We start from the raw sequence: 16,112 nt of genomic DNA on the forward strand, positions 1-16,112 counted from the left end.
GTGCTTTTATCTTTATTTTTGAATCTACTTAATTATGTCGCCCAATACCATGGTACTCAATGCCTAATTCTTGCATAGATATCGGCTCATAGAGGTTACGACCGTCAAAAATGATGGCACGCTTGAGTTTTTGCATCAGAGAATCAAAGTCAGGAGTATGAAACACCTTCCACTCCGTCACAATCACTAGGGCGTCAGCATCATCTAAAGCAGACATCGGATCAGCGGTCATCGACACTTGCTTGAGTCCTTCTGGATCTCCTTCAAAATCTAAATCAAGGCAATGTTTCGCTTCTGGCATAGCCACTGGATCGTAGGCCACAATCGTTGCGCCACGCTTAACTAGCTCTTGAATAATCACGCGACTAGGTGCTTCACGCATATCATCAGTATTTGGTTTAAAGGCAAGACCCCACAAGGCAAACTTCATACCCTTCAAATCTTTGCCAAAACGCTTTTCGATCTTGTTCACTAATGTGTATTTTTGCAGCTCATTGACCGCCTCGACGGCATCGAGGATCTTCAAATCCCTGCCATGCTCTTTAGCGGTTTTGGATAAGGCAGAAACATCCTTAGGAAAGCATGAACCACCATATCCGGTACCCGGATACAAAAAGCCGAAACCAATACGGGAGTCTGAACCAATGCCTTGGCGAACATGCTCAATGTCAGCACCCACTAAATCAGCCAAGTTAGCCAACTCATTCATAAAGGAAATGCGAGTTGCCAACATTGCATTGGCTGCGTATTTAGTCAGCTCAGCACTTTTCACATCCATGTAGTAAGTACGCTCATGGTTACGATTAAATGGGGCATAGAGTTTGCGCATTTGCTCTTTAGCACGCAACCCTGCAGGCGAGCTTTCAGTGCCAATCACAATGCGGTCAGGGCGCATAAAGTCTTCTACGGCAGCGCCTTCTTTGAGGAACTCTGGATTAGAAACTACGGAACATAAGTCTGCAGGGAGCTTACGTTTTTCAAGCTCTTCGATAATGGCAGCATTTACTTTGTCAGCTGTACCTACGGGTACTGTCGATTTATCAACAATGACTTTAGGGGTAGTCATGTGACGACCAATATTGCGTGCGGCTGCAACAACGTATTGCAAATCAGCTGAACCATCTTCATCCGGAGGTGTGCCTACGGCAATGAACTGAATATCGCCATGGGCAACAGAAGCAGCTATATCGGTAGAGAACTGCAAACGACCGGCAGCTCTGTTACGCTCAATCATCTCTTTAAGGCCTGGCTCATAAATAGGCACGCCACCAGAATTGAGAATCTCAATTTTTTTAGGATCAACGTCTACACAAAAAACTTTGTTACCTTGCTCGGCTAAACAAGCGCCAGTAACAAGACCAACGTAACCGCTACCGATGATGGTGACTTTCAATCTTTCTCTCCAAATTTCTTTACATTGAAGGACCGCTTGGAGCGGCACCCTCACTACGTCTTGGGGAATACGCTTCCCAATGATTACAGCCAGGACACTGCCAATAAAATCTTCGCGCCCTAAATCCACAATTACCGCAAGTGTAACGAGCCAAACTAGTCGTGCGCTGACGCAATAGATTCAGAATAGACTGCAGCTCTAATAATCTCTCTGGATTAGCGCTACCCTCCTCCAATGCAAGACGGGTTTCAGCTAACTTTGACAAAGCAATTAAAGTCGGGGAATGCTGCATCACGTCAGACAACATGGCATTTGCAGCTTGGGGACCACGAATCTTCATAAGGTGCTTATGCACAATGTCTAATAACTCACCAGTAGCTTGAGTTTTAAGCAGCTCGCAAAGACGATCTAAACCTTCACTCTCTTTATTGATAGCCGCATGAGCCAACATCCAGCGGTCTGCCAATAAATGCATGTATGCAGGATGGGAATTGGCGACTATGCTCCAAGCCTCAATGGCTTGAGTGGGTCGATCCATCGCCATTAAATAATCACCTTGCAAAATTAAAGCGCGAGCGTGATTAGGAACAGCCTGTAATGCACGTTGTATTGATTGCTCAGCATCAACTAAATCCTTGCGACGCAAAGCTTCTTGGCCTAGCTCGCAATGAAATTGCGCAATCTCAGTATGGTGTGATTTACCCTGCAGACTTTCAAGCTCACTTGCAGCGATGATGGCTTTTTTCCAATCATGCTCAATTTGATACATCTCGAGCAAACTTTCTTTTGCTGGCTCGGCATATTTACCTGCGCCTACACGATTTAGCGATGCCTCTGCGCGATCAAGCAAGCCCGCTCGCAAAAAGTCACGACCTAATTCATAAGCAGCATGATCACGATCACGCGGCTTGAGATCATCACGATTGGCTAAATGTTGATGCACCTTAATCGCACGCTCAGTTTCACCGCGGCGACGGAATAAATTACCCAAAGAAAAATGCAGTTCAATCGTCTCTGGATCTAGTTGCGCAATTTTGACAAGTGTTTCAATCGCTTGATCAGGCTGCTCATTCAGTAACAGGCTTAGACCCTTAAAGGTAGAGCGCTGCTGACGCATGCGCTCACGCTCATCCATGCGATTCTCAAGACGCAAATCCCAACGCGCCGCCAACCAACCAATACCAAACATGACTGGTAACAACAACAGCCAAGATGTCGCTATCTGAATCATGATGTACAGAATTTAAATAAAAAAATGGCCCGAAAGGACCACTGAGGTTTAGCCTGAATCTTAGGCACCAGAACCCTCTTTGGGGCCCGCCTGCTTCAAAGGCTTGTAATCCACTCGCTCACGCAACTCTTTGCCAGGCTTAAAGTGAGGAACGCGTTTCTCTGGAATCAATACTTTCTCACCAGACTTTGGATTGCGACCAGTGCGCGCAGGACGGTGATGAAGTACGAAACTTCCAACGCCACGCAGCTCGATACGCTTGCCCTCAGCCAAGGCATGAGTCATTGTGTCCAGCAAAGTTTTTACCGCCAACTCTACGTCCCTAGGCAAAAGCTGCGGAAACTGTTCCGCAAGGCTCTCTACTAGTTCGGAGCGGGTAATTGCTTGTTGCTCTTGATCTGTCATGATCTATCAATAAAAAATCGCCGCTCTCCAAATGGAAAGCGGCGATATTGATTTAGCCTTGATTATCCAATTTTGCTTTTAACAAAGCGCCCAAATTGGTTGTGCCAGACTGCGCATCACCTTGGAGCTTGCTCATTGCATCTTGTTGATCAGAGCTGTCTTTTGCTTTGATTGAAAGATTGATAACACGTGACTTGCGATCAATGTTGATGATCATTGCAGTTACGCTATCGCCTTCTTTCAATACGTTACGTGCATCTTCAACGCGATCTGTTGAGATCTCAGAAGCACGTAAGTAAGCTTCAACTTCATCAGCCAAGTGAATTGTTGCACCCTTAGCATCAACAGCTTTCACAGTACCAGTAACGAGGCTACCCTTGTCGCTGACAGATGTGTAGTTATTGAATGGGTCGCCAGACAATTGCTTGATACCGAGAGAGATACGCTCTTTCTCAACATCGATTGCCAATACAGTGGCTTCAACTTCATCACCTTTTTTGTATTTCTTAACAGCTTCTTCGCCTGGCTCATTCCAAGAAAGGTCTGAGAGGTGAACTAAACCGTCGATACCACCAGGCAAGCCAATGAACACACCAAAGTCAGTAATAGACTTGATTGCGCCAGTTAACTTGTCGCCTTTTTGTTGGGCACGTGAGAACTCTTCCCATGGATTAGCTTTGCACTGCTTGATGCCCAAGCTAATACGACGCTTGTCTTCATCAATATCCAGAACCATTACTTCAACTTCAGTTCCTAATGCAGTAGCTTTGCTTGGAGCAACGTTCTTGTTAGTCCAGTCCATTTCAGAAACGTGTACCAAACCTTCGATACCAGATTCAATCTCAACGAATGCGCCGTAGTCAGTCAGGTTAGTCACCTTACCGAATAAACGGGTGTTTGGTGGGTAGCGACGAGCGATACCAACCCATGGATCATCACCAAGTTGTTTCACACCGAGTGAAACACGGTTCTTCTCTTGATCGAACTTCAAAATCTTGGCGGTAACTTCTTGACCAACAGTCAACATCTCGCTTGGGTGACGCACACGACGCCATGCCAAGTCAGTGATATGCAAGAGGCCATCGATACCACCGAGGTCAACGAATGCGCCGTAATCAGTGATGTTCTTAACAAGGCCAGTAACCACTGCACCTTCTTTAAGGTTAGACATCAACTTAGCACGCTCTTCACCTTGGCTAGCTTCAACAACTGCACGACGTGACAACACTACGTTGTTACGCTTACGGTCGAGCTTGATAACCTTGAACTCCATCGTCTTACCTTCGTAAGGGCTGGTGTCTTTGATTGGACGTGTATCAACGAGTGATCCAGGCAAGAATGCACGGATACCGTTAACCATAACTGTCAAGCCGCCTTTAACCTTACCAGTAACAGTACCGGTAACAATCTCAGCTTGCTCGAGAGCTTTTTCCAAGTTCATCCATGATGCCAAGCGTTTCGCTTTATCACGGGAAAGGATTGTGTCGCCATAGCCGTTCTCTAGAGCGTCAATAGCAACAGAAACGAAATCGCCAGGAGCTACTTCAATCTCGCCAGCGTCGTTATGGAATTCTTCAACAGGAATAAACGCTTCAGACTTTAAGCCAGCGTTAACAACGACGAAGTTATGGTCGATGCGAAGAACTTCAGCCGAAATAACTTGGCCGGTCTTCATATTCGATCGGGTTAATGATTCTTCAAATAGTTCTGCAAATGATTCAGACATGTGTATTCACTTTGTGCCGCCAGAAGGCCTGACGGGTTAGGTTAAAAAAGTCTCAGAGAAACACGCTAATGAAAAGGTCGCGTTGTGGAGTTTCTTAAGACGCCAAAACTACTACTTACAACTCACTACAACTACTTACAAAACTAAGCGATTGCAGATTGGTACCAATCTAAAACCGTCTTAACTGCTTGATCTATCGATAAATCTGAGGTTTCAAGCACTTTTGCACCATCTGCAACCAACAAGGGTGCGGTACCTCTACTACTATCTCTGGCATCGCGCTCTTGCAAATCTTGCAGCAAGTCCTCAAGTTTAGCAGAAATTCCCTTAGCTATCAATTGCTTATAGCGACGCTCGGCTCTGGCAGAGGCTGTTGCAGTCAAGAAAACCTTTAAAAGTGCATCCGGGAATATGACACTCGCCATATCTCTGCCATCAGCTACCAAGCCTGGAAATTGACGAAAACTGCGTTGCAGACCCACTAAAGCAGACCTAACCTCAGGGTGAACAGCCAAAGCGGAGGCTCTTAAGCCGATAGTTTCTGTACGAATAGCCTCAGTTACATCCTCGCTATTGAGAAAAATCTGACTATTTTTGAATGAAATCAATAACTTAGGGACTAAAAGGCCTAATTCTGGGCCATTTTTGACATCAATTCCCTGCTTTTCACTGGCTAAAGCCACTAGACGATAAAGGGCCCCGCTATCCAAATAATGAAATCCCAGTTTTTCCGCCACCAGGGAAGCTACCGTACCTTTACCTGAGGCGGTAGGTCCATCAATTGCAATGACTGGGGGAAGACTCATAAATGGGATTTAAATTAGCTCACGACTTTCGCGAACTCCGCGAAATACGTTGGAAAAGTTTTTGCTACGCAATTGGGATCGTTAATCTTGAGTGCATTCGGGCCAAATGCAGCAAGCGAAAAACACATCGCCATACGATGATCATCGTAAGTGTCAATGCCTTCAGCTGGTGACTTCCAATCGCTTGGTGAGGGTGGTGCTTGCACAACAATGTAGTCAGCACCTTCTTCAACGATAGCGCCAACTTTTTTCAATTCTTTTGCCATTGCTGCAATACGATCCGTTTCTTTTACGCGCCAACTTGCAATATTATTTAAACGCGTTGGGCCGTCAGCAAACAGAGCAGCAACAGCAAGCGTCATTGCTGCATCTGGAATTTCTGTGCAATCAATCGTGATGCCATTGAGTTTGCCATTGGCATTTTTCACGCCAGATACTTCAATCCAATCTTCGCCAGCATTAATCTTGGCGCCCATTAGCGAGAGTGCGTCTGCAAATGCCACATCACCCTGAATGCTGTCTTTACCAACGCCCAATACCTTCACAGGGCCACTGCCAATAGCGCCGAGAGCCAAGAAGTAGGAAGCTGAAGAGGCATCGCCCTCTACAGATAACTGGCCAGGACTCTTATAAACAGAGTCTGAAGTTTTTGCTGGAATAACAAAAGATTGCATATCAGGGCAAGCAACAATCACGCCAAAGCGCGCCATCAACTTCAAAGTGATATCAATGTAAGGGCGAGAAATGAGTTCGCCAACCACTTCAATGCGAACAGGCTCTGATGCCACTAAAGGCAAAGCCATTAGTAGAGCCGTTAAGAACTGGCTCGATACATCGCCACGCACCTTAACAACATCTTTGATTTGAATGTTCGCCGCTAAGATTTTGATCGGCGGATAGCCCTCTTGTAATTCGTAATCAATCTTTGCGCCCACTTGGCGTAAGCCATCCACTAAATCCCGAATCGGTCTTTCGTGCATGCGGGCAACACCAGATAATCGGTAGTTACCACCTTGCATTGCTAAAGCGGCTGTTAATGGACGCATCGCAGTGCCTGCATTCCCCATAAAGAGATCGGCTTCTTGCGCCGGAAACTTGCCACCACAACCCTCCACCACGCACACTTGATTGGGCTGATCAGTAACCGTTAACCCCAGCTGGCGTAAAGCACTGCGCATTACCTGGGTGTCATCGGCATCCAATAAGTTCTTTAAGGTGGTAGTTCCAGATGAGAGCGCAGCCAATAAGAGCGCTCGATTTGAGATGCTCTTTGAGCCCGGCAACACAATCGAACCTTGCGCCCGTTTAAATGGGCCAACAGTAATGTCTGGCAAGCTGCTCATTAAAGTGCGTCCAAGTCTTGACGTGCTTTGCTCGCCTTATTGAATAATTTCTCTAAACCTGCGCCATCGCTATCTGCAACGAGTTTACGTAGATGGTTCACGATGAGCAAATATTGATCCAACTCCTTCAGGATGGCAGTGCGATTGCCCAAGCAAATATCTCGCCACATCTCTGGGCTTGATGCAGCAATGCGCGTGAAATCCTTAAACCCAGCGCCAACATGACTTAACTTTTGATCGGCATCTTCAGAGTTCACAACACTAGCCATCAACGCATAAGACAGAATATGTGGGAGGTGAGATACGGCTGCATAAATCGCATCGTGCTGTACAACACCAATCTTTTTCACTTCGGAGCCAACAGACTCCCAGAACCCAATAATTAAAGCCGTATCTTCAGGTGAGTTTTCTTGAAGCGGGCAAATAATAGTTTGCTTGCCCTGAAATAAATCAGCCTTAGCAGCTGCTGCACCATGCTGAGCGCCACCAGCTATCGGGTGCGCCGGCACAAATTGGCACGCCTTTTTACCCAACACCTCTTTGGCGGCCAAAATAACATCGCCTTTAGTGCTACCAGCATCGGTAATCATCGTGCGTGGTTCAAGATGTGGTTCAAGTACCTCAAAGGCTGCGCGCATTTGTGCCACTGGCACACAAAGCACAATCACATCAGATTGTTTTGCTGCCTCAACTAAATCCACTACACCATCAATCGCACCTATCTTTTGCGCTTGATCTAAATTTTCTTTGCTGCGACCAACACCCAAAACTTTAGTAACAACACCAGCTTTTTTTAAAGCCAAACCCAATGAGGCGCCAATTAAACCAACGCCAACAATGGTGACAGTACCGTAATTACTAGCTGGATTAATAATGGTCATGAGTATTTTTTATTCTTAAGCCAAGATTGCTTTTAAGGCATCGATAAAGGCCGCATTCTCTTCAGGCAAGCCAATCGAGATTCTCAACCACTGCGGCAATCCATAGTTACCCACTGGGCGAACAATGATGCCGCGCTTGAGTAAAGCTAAATTGATGCGCGCGCCCGCTTGATCATCATCACCCACCTTCACCAGAACAAAGTTTCCAGCAGATGGTAAATACTTCAAGCCCAGCTCATCAAATGCTTTTGTCAGCTGACTATAGCCTGCACGGTTCAGCTCAAATCCTTGCTGCAAGAATTCTTTATCTTGGAACGCCGCAATCGCTGCAGCTTGAGCAAGGCTATTTACATTAAATGGCTGACGAATGCGGTTGAGCAAGTCCGTTAAGTGAGGTTGGGCAACACCATAACCAATGCGTAATCCAGCCAAGCCATAGGCCTTAGAAAAACTACGCGACAAAATCATATTTGGAAACCGCTTAACCCAAGCAATCGCATCGTAGCGCTGCTCTGGACTGAGGTACTCGTTATAAGCCTCATCAAGCACCACCACAACATTAGGTGGCACTGCTGCCAAAAAGTCTTCAATCTCTTTGGCGTGCAAATAGCTACCTGTCGGATTATTTGGATTAGCTACAAAGACAAGTTTCGCTTTATCGCCAGATGACTTAATTGCCGCTAACATCGCCGGTAAGTCATGTCCATAATTAGCAGTAGCTGCAACTTCAATTGCCTTTGCGCCAACTGCCTGTGTTGCCAACGGATAAACAGCAAAAGCATGTTTAGAGAAAATCACCTCATCACCAGCCTGCGCAACAGCACGTGCCGCTAACTCCAGAATGTCATTGCTACCGTTACCTAAGGTGATCCAATCTGTTGGAACACCTAAGCGTGCAGCTAAGACATTTTTAAGTTCAAAACCATTGGAATCTGGATAGCGACCCAAATCACTTGCCGCTTTGAGCATGGCATCTTGAGCAGACTTTGGCATACCCAATGGATTTTCATTGGAAGCCAATTTAACGATCTTGCTTTCATCCAAGCCATATTCACGCGCAACTTCACTAATCGGTCGCCCTCCAACATAAGGGGCAATCGCATGAATGTGTTTTAAACCAATCTTAGATGTCATTCGATTTACTAGTGAATTTGAATTTTTACGAAATCACGCAGAGTGTGGATAGGAGCCTAGATTCTTATAAAAAGCAGCGACGCCCTTCAGCTCTTCAAGCGCCTTCACTACTTTCTCATCATCCGTATGGCCGGCAATATCAATGTAGAAGTGATATTCCCAAGTGCCTTTGCGTGCAGGGCGAGACTCGAAACGATTCATCGAGACGCCATGCTTAGCCAAAGGCGCCAACAAGCGATGAACAGCACCAGGCTGGTTATCTACCGAGAGCACCAATGAAGTCTGATCTTTGCCAGTTGGCTGACATGCATAGCTACCAACCACTACGAAACGAGTGCGGTTATGAGGATCATCCTGAATTTGCGCAGCAACAGCCTGAAGGCCGTAAGCTTCTTGCGCAGGATCACCTGCAATAGCAGCTAATGATGGATCTGCGGCCGCCATGCGTGCTGCCTCAGCATTACTACTCACCGCTTGACGCTTAAGTTGTGGAGCATGAACACTTAACCACTGCTGGCATTGAGCCAAGGCCTGAGCATGCGCGCACACTGTTGTCACACCATCCAAATTGCCACTCTTCGTTAAAAGGTGATGACGAATCGGTAACACCACTTCGCCACTAATACGCATTGAAGAGTCCAGCAACAAATCTAATGTGCGAGAAATTGCACCTTCACTAGAGTTTTCTACGGGCACAACACCGAACTGTGCCGCACCTTTTTCTACCGCTTTGAAAACTTCATCCAAGCTCGCACAAGGCAAGCCAGCAATGGAGTGGCCAAAATAGGTTTGTGCAGCCTGCTCAGAAAATGTTCCAACTGGACCAAGATAAGCAATTGTTTGGCGAGCCTCTAAAGCCCTACAAGCCGACATCACCTCGCGCCAAATAGCAGCTATGCCATCCGGCAGCAATGGGCCTTTATTAATTTCTTGTAAACGCGCTACCACTTGGCGCTCACGTTCAGGACGGAAGACTGGCGAAGCGAATCCACCTTTGACGTGACCAACTTCTTGCGCAGCTTTAGCACGCTGAGTCAGTAAATCTAAAATCTGTGCATCGAGTGCGTCAATTTTTTCGCGCAAGGGAGCTAAACGCTGTTCTTCAGTACTCATTAAGCCCGCCTTTCAAAGTCACGCATAAATTCAATCAAGGCTTTTACACCTTCGATAGGCATGGCGTTATAAATACTGGCACGCATGCCGCCTGCAGCCTTATGACCACGTAAGGCAACCAAACCAGCTGCATTTGATTGCGCTAAAAACTCTGCATTTAAATTTTCATCTTTTAAGAAGAATGTCACATTCATGCGTGAGCGATATTCTTTGGTGACGCGATTTTCATACAGACTACTTTGATCTAAAAAGTTATAGAGTAATTCCGCTTTTTCTTGATTGCGTTTTTCAATCGCCTTCACGCCGCCTTGCTTGAGCAACCACTTGAAGCCTAGGCCAGCCATATAGATGGAGAACGTAGGCGGGGTATTAATCATGGACTGCGTATTGGACTGCACTGCCCAATCCCAAATTGTTGGGGTAATGCCCATGCTGTGACCAATTAAGTCTTTGCGCACAATCACAATCGTTACGCCTGACGGGCCAATATTCTTTTGGGCTCCACCAAACCAAACGGCGCACTTGTTCACATCCATCTCTTTAGACAGAATGTTGCTAGAGATATCGGCAACCAGTGGAATATTGCCGACATCTGGCACATCTGGAAATTCAACACCGCCAATAGTTTCATTGGCGCAGTAATGCACGTAAGCAGCATCGCTCGATAGTTGCCAAGTGGCTCTAGCAGGAATCGTATTAAATTTTTCAGCAGCAGAAGATGCAGCTAAATTTGCCGTTCCGTACTTCTGCGCTTCTTTAAATGATTTTTCTGACCAAACACCGGTTACCAAGAAATCTGCCTTGGGGCCGTTCTTAGCGAGAGGCATCAGATTCATTGGAATCGCTGCATTTTGACCAAGACCACCGCCTTGCAAAAGCAAGATCTCATAAGAGTCAGGAATGTTCATGAGCGTACGAAGATCCTGAATGACTTCTTCATACACTTCCATAAACTCTTTACTGCGATGGCTGATCTCCATCACGCTAGTGCCAAGTCCGCGCCAGTTGAGCATCTCATCGGCAGCCTGCTTCAACACCTCTTCAGGCAAAGTAGCAGGCCCCGCAGCGAAATTAAAAATGCGGCGGTCAAAAGTCATGATGTGGTCTAGCCTAAAGGTGACGCTTAAGCGTCACCTGCCGTGTCGTCAGTAGAGTCGGTTGCTGGATCCGCAGTGACATCACCTTCTTCTGCATCATCAGTCTCATCATCTGAGTCGCTTTCAGCAATGCGTTGCAAGCCAGATAAACGAGTGCCTTCATCCACGTTAATCAAAGTCACGCCTTGAGTAGCGCGACCCATCTCACGGATTTCAGAAACACGTGTACGCACCAAGACACCGCCAGTAGTGATCAACATAATTTGATCTTCTGGAGATACCAATGAGGCTGCTACAACTTTACCGTTACGCTCTGAAGTCTGAATAGCAATCATGCCCTTAGTACCGCGGCCATGACGGGTGTATTCAGCGATTGGCGTACGTTTGCCATACCCATTTTCCGTAGCAGTCAATACGCTGCTTGGAATAGCAATGCCGTTTGCATCAACTACAGCCGCCTCAACACCTTCCGCCGCTTCTGCTGGAGCAACTAACATCGCAATCACTTGATGACCTTCACCGAGGTTCATGCCACGCACACCGCGCGCGGTGCGACCCATTGGGCGAACATCGTTCTCATCGAATCGCACGGCTTTACCGGCGTCAGAGAACAACATCACGTCGTGTTGACCATCTGTAATTGCAGCACCAACTAAGAAATCGTTCTCATTCAAATCCACAGCAATAATGCCGGCCTTACGTGGGTTAGAGAAGTCAGACAAACGCGTCTTCTTCACAGTACCCAAGCTCGTAGCCATAAATACATACTGATCGTCTTGGTAACCCTTAATTGGCAGAATCACCGTAATCTTCTCGCCTTCAATCAGCGGGAACATATTGACGATTGGCTTGCCACGAGATGTACGACTTCCTTGCGGCACTTCCCAAACTTTGAGCCAGTACATACGACCACGATCAGAGAAGCAAAGAATCGTGTCATGTGTATTTGCTACGAAGAGCGTTTCGATCCAATCTTCATTCTTAGTAGCAGCAGCTTGCTTGCCGCGTCCACCACGTTTTTGCGCACGGTATTCGCTCAGCGGCTGACTCTTCATATAACCAGTATTTGAAAGTGTCACCACTAAATCTTGCGGCGTAATCAAATCTTCAGTGAAGAGTTCGGTTGCATTCATTTCAATAAATGAACGACGACCTGTATCGCCACCAGCAATACCAAATTCAGATTGAACTTCTTTTAATTCAGTTTCAATGACTTGAGTGACACGCTCTGGCTTCGCTAACAAATCGAGTAAGTCAGAAATCTCTGCCATTACTTCTTTATATTCGTTAACGATCTTGTCTTGCTCAAGACCAGTCAAGCGTTGCAAACGCATCTGCAAAATTTCTTGCGCTTGACTATCTGATAAACGATACAAGCCCGTAGTTTGCATACCGTACTCAGGCAACAATCCCTCTGGGCGATAAGCGTTACGACCGCCTGGGGTATCGGTCTCAGCACGAGCCAACATCTCGCGCACCATGGATGAATCCCATGCTTTGCCCATCAACTCTTGTTTAGCAATCACCGGGTTCGCAGCAGCTTTAATAATCGCGATGAACTCATCGATGTTTGCTAATGCAACTGCCAAACCTTCTAAGACGTGACCACGATCGCGCGCTTTACGTAATTCAAAAATCGTGCGACGTGTAACTACTTCACGACGATGTTGTAAGAAGTACTCCAGCATTTGCTTCAAGTTCAACAAGCGTGGTTGGTTATCTACCAATGCCACCATGTTCATACCGAAGTTATCTTGTAGTTGAGTGCTCTTATACAAATTATTGAGAACGACTTCAGGCACTTCACCGCGCTTCAACTCAATCACAACGCGCATACCGGATTTATCTGACTCGTCACGCAAATCAGAAATGCCTTCAACTTTTTTCTCGTTTACTAACTCAGCAATGCGCTCGAGCAAGTTCTTTTTATTAACTTGGTATGGCAACTCATCAACGATGATGGCTTGACGCGCGCCCTTATCCAAGTCTTCGAAGTGAGTCTTTGCACGCATAACCACGCGCCCACGGCCAGTGCGATAGCCCTCACGAACCCCTTGAACGCCATAAATAATGCCGGCGGTAGGGAAATCTGGGGCTGGAATGATCTCAATGAGCTCATCAATCGTGCATTCTGGGTTGTGCAGGACATGTAAACAGGCCGTAACAACCTCATCCAGGTTATGCGGAGGGATATTGGTTGCCATACCCACTGCGATGCCAGAACTGCCGTTTATGAGCAAATTAGGCACTTTGGCAGGCAGAATCAGGGGTTCTTTCTCGCTACCGTCGTAATTTGGCCCAAAATCGACCGTTTCCTTGTCCAAATCGGCCAAAAGCTCATGGGCGATCTTGCGGAGGCGGATCTCGGTGTACCGCATGGCGGCCGCGTTATCGCCGTCTACGGAGCCAAAGTTGCCTTGCCCGTCAACCAGCATATAGCGCAAGGAGAAGTCCTGGGCCATCCGAACGATCGTGTCATACACCGCAGAATCACCGTGCGGGTGGTATTTACCGATTACATCGCCAACTATACGGGCAGATTTTTTGTAAGCTCGGTTCCAATCGTTGTTTAATTCATACATCGCGAATAAGACCCGGCGGTGAACCGGTTTGAGGCCATCACGCACGTCTGGCAGGGCTCTGCCGACGATGACACTCATTGCGTAGTCCAAATAGGACCGCCGCATTTCGTCTTCGAGGGATATTGGTAGTGTTTCTTTAGCGGCTTGTTCCATCTGGAAATAATATCATTTTGATGACAGGTAGGCCCTATGCTAAGATTCTGTCAGTTTGTACGAAATTGAGATGTGTCGCTTTGCAGTTTTTGCATCAAGGTAGGGCGAATTACATTTAAGTTTGACTTTAATTAAAAAAGAGATTTTTGAGGACTAAAAATGAACAAAACCCTAAAAGTGTTGCTGGCTTCTGTTATCACTGTTTCAGCTACTGCTGTTTCTGCACAAAATGTTGATAACTGGGTAAACAGCTCAGGCTTGAATTGGAAAAACGGTGATGGCACATTGTGCTGGCGCGATAGCAACTGGACACCTGCAACTGCATCCAAAGGTTGTGACGGTGCTTTGACTGCTGCTCCTGCTTCTGGCGTTAGCCAAAGCAAGATTACTTTGCAAGCTGACACACTTTATGACTTCAACAAGTCTGATTTGAAACCAGAAGGTAAAGCTACTTTGGACAAGATCGCTGCTGACTTAAGCAAGATCAAGTTGGAAGTAATCATTGCTGTTGGTAACACTGACAGCGTTGGTACAGATGCATACAACATGGCCCTCGGTCAGCGTCGTGCGCAATCTGTTAAGACATACTTGGTAAGCAAGGGTGTTGACGGTAGCCGTATCTACACAGAATCTAAAGGCAAGAGCAATCCAGTTGCATCAAACGCAACTGCTGAAGGCCGCGCTAAGAACCGCCGTACTGACATCGAAGTTGTTGGTACAGCAGCTAAGTAATTCACTTTACTTGTAAAAAAGCCCGCTTCTAGCGGGCTTTTTTATTTCCGCTATATTCGTAAACTTCTTCAATAGCTTCACAGATAGCCAATCACTATGAACGTCGACCAGTCAGAAATCGCCAAATTTAGCGCCCTAGCCCATCGCTGGTGGGATCCTAATAGCGAATTCAAGCCCCTGCATGCCATTAATCCTTTGCGACTGAACTGGATTAAATCCTTTGTGGGTCTGAACGGCAAAAAAGTAGTTGATATTGGTTGCGGTGGCGGCATATTGGCAGAATCGATTTCTCAATCGGGTGCAGAGACCACTGGTATTGACTTATCTGAAAAGGCGCTCAAAGTAGCTGAGTTACATGCACTTGAAGTCGGTGCCAACCTCACATATCGCTCCATCTCTGCAGAAGCACTTGCAGAAGAGCAACCAGAACAATACGACGTAGTGACCTGCATGGAAATGCTTGAGCACGTACCTGATCCAGCATCTGTAGTTCGCGCTTGCGCCAAACTCTGCAAACCCGGAGGCACATTATTTTTTAGCACCCTCAATCGCAGCCCTAAGTCCTACCTATTTGCGATTATTGGCGCTGAATATATTCTTAAACTGCTTCCCAAAGGTACTCACGAATACGCTAAATTCATCAAGCCTTCGGAGTTAGTTGCGTTTACACGTCATGCAGGCCTAGAGATGGTCGGCATCAAAGGATTGAGCTACAACCCACTGACTCAGGTATATAGCCTAGGTGATGATGTCGATGTGAATTACATGATCGCCGTCAGAAAGTAATCGATAGATGAGCAAGCTTTTCAGTCCCTATGCAGGCATCTTTTTCGATCTAGATGGCACGCTAGCGGACACTGCCCCAGATTTAGTGGCAGCCACCAACAAATTACTGGTCGCCCGCAATCTCACACCTAAGCCCTATGAGTTTCTGCGTCCTTATGCCTCAGCTGGCGCTCGCGGCTTACTCGAAGGCGCCTTTGGAATCAGCCCAGATCATGAGGATTTTGTTGTGCTACGTGATGAGTTTTTCAGCAACTATGAAAAAGCTCTACTCGTTGATAGCAAGCTATTTGATGGAATAGATCATTTGCTCGATCAAATGGATGCTGCGAGGCTGCCCTGGGGAATCATCACCAATAAAAGCGAGCGCTTTACCAATCCGCTAACTGATCTCATGGGCCTACGTCAGCGTGCCGTTTCCACTGTTTCTGGCGATACCACCCCATATTCCAAGCCACATCCAGAGCCGATTCTGCATGCGGCCAGATCTAGCAACATTGATCCAAATAAATCAATTTATGTTGGGGACGATATTAGAGACGTTTTGGCCGGCAAAGCTGCCGGGATGAAGACTGTGGCTGCCGCTTATGGCTACTGCGGCTGTAAAGAGCCTCCAGAGGCCTGGGGTGCGGATTACATCGCTAACAATCCCCTCGATTTGCTGCAAATCATCTTTCCCAACAGGGACTAAAGATATTCAACAATTTAAAGCTAGCGGCTTTAAAATAAGAGG

General features: G+C 46.7%; 13 protein-coding genes and 1 pseudogene. 3 read left to right on the top strand and 11 right to left on the bottom strand.

What is annotated here, in order from left to right:
• Positions 1–28: 28 nt before the first annotated feature.
• The 11 genes and pseudogenes from ICN19_RS05830 to gyrA form a co-directional block, all read right to left on the bottom strand.
• Positions 29–1,393 (bottom strand): UDP-glucose/GDP-mannose dehydrogenase family protein, encoded by a 1,365-nt coding sequence (locus ICN19_RS05830; protein WP_216246193.1) that lies wholly within the window; start codon positions 1,391–1,393, stop codon positions 29–31.
• A 19-nt stretch (positions 1,394–1,412) separates the two neighbouring features.
• Positions 1,413–2,624 (bottom strand): lipopolysaccharide assembly protein LapB, encoded by a 1,212-nt coding sequence (gene lapB, locus ICN19_RS05835; protein ID WP_216246194.1) that lies wholly within the window; start codon positions 2,622–2,624, stop codon positions 1,413–1,415.
• 66 nt (positions 2,625–2,690) lie between these two features.
• Positions 2,691–3,029: pseudogene (locus ICN19_RS05840) on the bottom strand (integration host factor subunit beta); the annotation flags it as partial.
• Between the two features lie 52 nt (positions 3,030–3,081).
• On the bottom strand, positions 3,082–4,755 hold the full coding sequence (gene rpsA / locus ICN19_RS05845) for a 30S ribosomal protein S1 (RefSeq protein ID WP_068324328.1): 1,674 nt from the start codon (positions 4,753–4,755) through the stop codon (positions 3,082–3,084).
• 143 nt (positions 4,756–4,898) lie between these two features.
• Entirely contained in the window at positions 4,899–5,561 is a 663-nt protein-coding gene (cmk, locus tag ICN19_RS05850) for a (d)CMP kinase (protein WP_216246195.1), read from the bottom strand.
• 14 nt (positions 5,562–5,575) lie between these two features.
• Complete coding sequence (gene aroA / locus ICN19_RS05855; protein WP_216246894.1) at positions 5,576–6,895, bottom strand: 3-phosphoshikimate 1-carboxyvinyltransferase; 1,320 nt, start codon at positions 6,893–6,895, stop codon at positions 5,576–5,578.
• An 8-nt stretch (positions 6,896–6,903) separates the two neighbouring features.
• Entirely contained in the window at positions 6,904–7,785 is an 882-nt protein-coding gene (locus tag ICN19_RS05860) for a prephenate dehydrogenase/arogenate dehydrogenase family protein (protein ID WP_216246196.1), read from the bottom strand.
• A gap of 15 nt (positions 7,786–7,800) precedes the next feature.
• A complete protein-coding gene (gene hisC / locus ICN19_RS05865) occupies positions 7,801–8,919 on the bottom strand; it encodes a histidinol-phosphate transaminase (protein ID WP_216246197.1) in 1,119 nt (372 codons plus the stop codon).
• Positions 8,920–8,952: 33 nt separating this feature from the next.
• Positions 8,953–10,032: a prephenate dehydratase gene (gene pheA, locus ICN19_RS05870; RefSeq protein ID WP_216246198.1), complete on the bottom strand. Its 1,080-nt coding sequence runs from the start codon at positions 10,030–10,032 to the stop codon at positions 8,953–8,955.
• On the bottom strand, positions 10,032–11,129 hold the full coding sequence (gene serC / locus ICN19_RS05875; RefSeq protein ID WP_216246199.1) for a 3-phosphoserine/phosphohydroxythreonine transaminase: 1,098 nt from the start codon (positions 11,127–11,129) through the stop codon (positions 10,032–10,034). The genes pheA and serC overlap by 1 nt, the downstream gene beginning before the upstream one ends.
• Before the next feature lie 26 nt (positions 11,130–11,155).
• A complete protein-coding gene (gyrA, locus tag ICN19_RS05880; protein WP_216246200.1) occupies positions 11,156–13,864 on the bottom strand; it encodes a DNA gyrase subunit A in 2,709 nt (902 codons plus the stop codon).
• Positions 13,865–14,023: 159 nt separating this feature from the next.
• On the opposite strand from gyrA, the gene ompA reads away from it, so the two are divergent.
• The 3 genes from ompA to ICN19_RS05895 all read left to right on the top strand — a co-directional run bounded on the left by ompA (position 14,024) and on the right by ICN19_RS05895 (position 16,070).
• The gene (gene ompA / locus ICN19_RS05885) at positions 14,024–14,596 is read left to right on the top strand and encodes an outer membrane protein OmpA (protein ID WP_216246201.1); all 573 of its coding nucleotides are present in this window, start codon (positions 14,024–14,026) and stop codon (positions 14,594–14,596) included.
• A gap of 96 nt (positions 14,597–14,692) precedes the next feature.
• Complete coding sequence (ubiG, locus tag ICN19_RS05890) at positions 14,693–15,382, top strand: bifunctional 2-polyprenyl-6-hydroxyphenol methylase/3-demethylubiquinol 3-O-methyltransferase UbiG (RefSeq protein WP_216246202.1); 690 nt, start codon at positions 14,693–14,695, stop codon at positions 15,380–15,382.
• Between the two features lie 7 nt (positions 15,383–15,389).
• Positions 15,390–16,070: an HAD family hydrolase gene (locus ICN19_RS05895; protein ID WP_216246203.1), complete on the top strand. Its 681-nt coding sequence runs from the start codon at positions 15,390–15,392 to the stop codon at positions 16,068–16,070.
• The last annotated feature ends 42 nt before the right edge of the window (positions 16,071–16,112 follow it).

This window comes from Polynucleobacter sp. AP-Capit-er-40B-B4 (assembly GCF_018882245.1).
Classification (GTDB): Bacteria; Pseudomonadota; Gammaproteobacteria; order Burkholderiales; family Burkholderiaceae; genus Polynucleobacter.

What these genes read in the sequence shown, in the direction of transcription:
- ICN19_RS05860 (WP_216246196.1), bottom strand. Translation starts at nt 7,785, where the DNA reads ATGACCATTATTAATCCAGCTAGTAATTACGGTACTGTCACCATTGTT.
- ompA (WP_216246201.1), top strand. Translation starts at nt 14,024, where the DNA reads ATGAACAAAACCCTAAAAGTGTTGCTGGCTTCTGTTATCACTGTTTCA.
- hisC (WP_216246197.1), bottom strand. Translation starts at nt 8,919, where the DNA reads ATGACATCTAAGATTGGTTTAAAACACATTCATGCGATTGCCCCTTAT.
- ICN19_RS05895 (WP_216246203.1), top strand. Translation starts at nt 15,390, where the DNA reads ATGAGCAAGCTTTTCAGTCCCTATGCAGGCATCTTTTTCGATCTAGAT.
- serC (WP_216246199.1), bottom strand. Translation starts at nt 11,129, where the DNA reads ATGACTTTTGACCGCCGCATTTTTAATTTCGCTGCGGGGCCTGCTACT.
- ubiG (WP_216246202.1), top strand. Translation starts at nt 14,693, where the DNA reads ATGAACGTCGACCAGTCAGAAATCGCCAAATTTAGCGCCCTAGCCCAT.
- pheA (WP_216246198.1), bottom strand. Translation starts at nt 10,032, where the DNA reads ATGAGTACTGAAGAACAGCGTTTAGCTCCCTTGCGCGAAAAAATTGAC.
- lapB (WP_216246194.1), bottom strand. Translation starts at nt 2,624, where the DNA reads ATGATTCAGATAGCGACATCTTGGCTGTTGTTGTTACCAGTCATGTTT.
- rpsA (WP_068324328.1), bottom strand. Translation starts at nt 4,755, where the DNA reads ATGTCTGAATCATTTGCAGAACTATTTGAAGAATCATTAACCCGATCG.
- cmk (WP_216246195.1), bottom strand. Translation starts at nt 5,561, where the DNA reads ATGAGTCTTCCCCCAGTCATTGCAATTGATGGACCTACCGCCTCAGGT.
- gyrA (WP_216246200.1), bottom strand. Translation starts at nt 13,864, where the DNA reads ATGGAACAAGCCGCTAAAGAAACACTACCAATATCCCTCGAAGACGAA.